Origin of the sequence: Streptomyces sp. NPDC050636, from assembly GCF_040654775.1 — a bacterium.
Classification (GTDB): domain Bacteria; phylum Actinomycetota; class Actinomycetes; order Streptomycetales; family Streptomycetaceae; genus Streptomyces.
The window spans coordinates 1-2,966 of record NZ_JBFAIP010000234.1; the positions used below are offsets into that span (position 1 = coordinate 1).

General features: G+C 64.8%; 1 protein-coding gene. It reads right to left on the reverse strand.

Annotation, left to right across the window (positions count from 1 at the left end):
- Positions 1 to 89: 89 nt before the first annotated feature.
- The gene (locus tag AB0I10_RS40895) at positions 90 to 2,213 is read right to left on the reverse strand and encodes a hypothetical protein (RefSeq protein ID WP_363157816.1); all 2,124 of its coding nucleotides are present in this window, start codon (positions 2,211 to 2,213) and stop codon (positions 90 to 92) included.
- Positions 2,214 to 2,966: the final 753 nt, after the last annotated feature.

Genomic DNA, 2,966 nt, shown 5'->3' on the forward strand with positions numbered 1-2,966 from the left:
AGGTTCCGGACGCCCGCTGACGTCACGGCGTTCCTCGCGAACAACAGCCCCACGGAGATCAAATCAGCATGTTGATTCTCTGCGAGCCCTTAGGGGTAGACACCGAGCTCGTAGTCAGACATACCGGCGTAGACAGTCACAGTGCCGTCGGCTTCCACTTCGCCCCAGGGGCGCTCCGGGAGCAAGATGTCCAGGACGCTGGCACCGCAGCCCTCGCAGCAGTCGAAGTAGTCCTGCCACACCGTCACGTCTGCTTCGCTGCTCGGGTTACGCATTGTATGGATGTCGTGGCCCGTGCACTCGTCGTTCAGGCAGGGTTCGCCGTGGCCGCAGTCCGAGGTACCGCATGGGCAAGGGCTTGTGCACGTTGCTGGTTCCCAGTCCTGGGTGGCTACCGCGCGTTGCTGGGGTGACTTCCGGCTGGCCGTCAGGGCGTCCACGACTTCCCGCCATGCTAATCCGGTCGCTTCCTGAAGGGCGTGAGTGAGCGCGACCACGTCTGTGAGATCAAGTTGGGATCCCGACAGCCAGATGGTCGGTGCTCCGGAAGGGACGTCGTCGTTGCGATAGAGCCGTGCGAAGAAGGAACGCGTTCCCGTGTCGTATCCCCAGTTGCTGCCCCGGTCCCATCCGTAAAGCGGCAGAGGGACACTGAAGTCTTCGACGATGCGCTGTCCTTGCGGCACGTAGAGGGCGGTCATGCGATGCCAGTGGCAATGCGCCTGGTCGTCATGGACGACGGTGGTGCAGGTGTCGTCCAGTGCCGGGTTTCCTCGGCAGCGCCGCTTGGATCGGTGGGTGCGGCAATACGTCTCCGTCGCTGGGATGAGCTGATCGCACTGTCGTCCGGCCTCGTCACCGGGCGCCAGGCAGCGCTGGCGGTGGGCAGCGGTCGGATGACCGTTGACCGCAGTGCCGTCGGCCCGTTGCTGTTCGATCTCGCGGTGGATCCGGGCGACGCTCTCGTTGCGTGCCGCTCCGGGCAGCGGGTAGACCGTTCCTTTCGTCGTCAGCAGGTTCGTGAAGGTGCCCGGCGCAAGTTGTGGCTCCAGGAGCAGCCGCAGATCGTCGTCGCCGAGCGCGTACTCCACGGCTTCTCCCGACCTGAGGACGGTGCGCAGGCGTCGGCTGGTGATCAGTTCCAGCCAGAGCTCCAGCATCACTTCGCAGTCATCGGAGATCGGCTGGAAGAACCAGCGTTCCTCCGCGTCATGGATGGTCCCGATGCCGCGGTGCGCCTCCGTCCGCGACGCCTTCTTCGCCCGCTCGCGCAGCCCTTGCGTGCGGGCCAGGGTGGTCAAGTCCAGACGGGCCGTGTCGCCGGCGGACCGGTGTCGGGCGGCATACAACGTGTCGACTGTCTTCGCGGCCAGTGCGCCGACGTCCACCAAGTCGCCGTAGGTGCGCAGGCACCGGTAGTCGCCGTCGAAGAGATTGTGGCCGATGATCAGGTCGACGTCATAGGCGGCTGCGTTGAGCTCCGACAGATTGTGATCTCGAAACGTGCGGAAGGCGCGCTGCCGCCAGATGGCCTGTCCGGGCACGCCCATGGCTTCCTGCCATTCCATCACCAAGAGGCCCGCGACGTCGATGTCCCAACGCTCAGGCAGGCTGCGACCCGCTACCCGCGCATAGTCCACGTCCAGCACCCCCACCGTGCGGGGCGCTCCCGCTGGCAGTTGTCCGGCTGCCTGGGTGCTGTAGTTGGGCTCGTGGCCGCCGTAGTGGTCGGCGGCGACGATGCTGGGGTCGGGCGCCACGATCGGAGTCCACGTCTCCATGGCCTCCGCACTGGCGTAACTACAGTCCGCCTTGCCGTGCGTGCATGCCGAATGCGCCGAGTACAGGGCGAACCCTCGTCGGCGAAGGTCCAAACCACCAGGATCTTCGGAGAGTTGTTGCTCGGAGAACACCCAGTTGTAGACTGGAATGACCAGGTCGGACTGCAGATACCAGCCTGCCTGAAGCGGCGCACGCGGTGCATCGATCTGCGGGGAGAACTCGGATGAGTACCCCTCGGGTACGTACGCCGTGAATTCCAGAGGAGGCAGGCCGGCTTCCCTCATGCCGTCGATCAATGCCTGAAAGCCCCAGCCACGCGAAGGCACACGCGGGCCACCGAGGTTGATCGTGGCGGGCAGTTGCCCCTGCGGGGGAACCACTCCGGTCCGCCGGCCACGCGACGGTGGCTTCTTCTTCCGCTTCTTCGGCATGCAAGGGACCGTAGCTGCCCCCACTGACAACAACACGGCCTGGGAGTGCCAATCGGCCTCGACCTGGCGATCGTCGTCGGACTGTTCTGGGCTGACAAGCGTGGTCCAACTGTGGAGTGTTCGGGCCGGCTGCAGTCGAGGTTCAGGGAGAGCCGGGACCGTTCGCGACAGCGCGCATACGGAACGTATCGGGTGACGGGCCGTTACAGATCGTGAGAGTGTACAAACTTACGAAGGCGTCGGCCGTCAAAGCCCGCATGCAGGCCATCAGGCACCTCAAGACGGTCTCTATCACTGCAATGCCGAGCTCTTCTGTACCTGTGCGCGGTTCGCCGATGTGAAGAGGTCGGCGAGGAGGGGGTGCTGCAGGCCACTCGGATCACGCTGGGTCTGCTGGCTCACCGGATCGGCCGACTCTCCGAGCAGATCCGGGATGTGGACGTGCGTCTGGCCCGGCTCGTGAACTGGTTGCCCCGCAACTGCTCGACGTGGTGGGGGTCGGTCCGGATACAGCCGTCATTTTGCTGATCACGGCGGGGGACAACAAGGAGGGCAAGACCCGGCGCGAAAGCGTCCGGTGCCTCAAACGCTACGCGGCCCGGGAGGTCTTCCACCTGGTTGGACAGCTGCAACCAGGACCCGGCTGATAGAGGCAGTCCTAAGGCGTGTTTGAGATATTGGTCGTGACTGTGGAACGATTTCGGGATGGCTCGTGGAGACCTGACGGACGAACAATGGGCCCGGCTGGAGGCG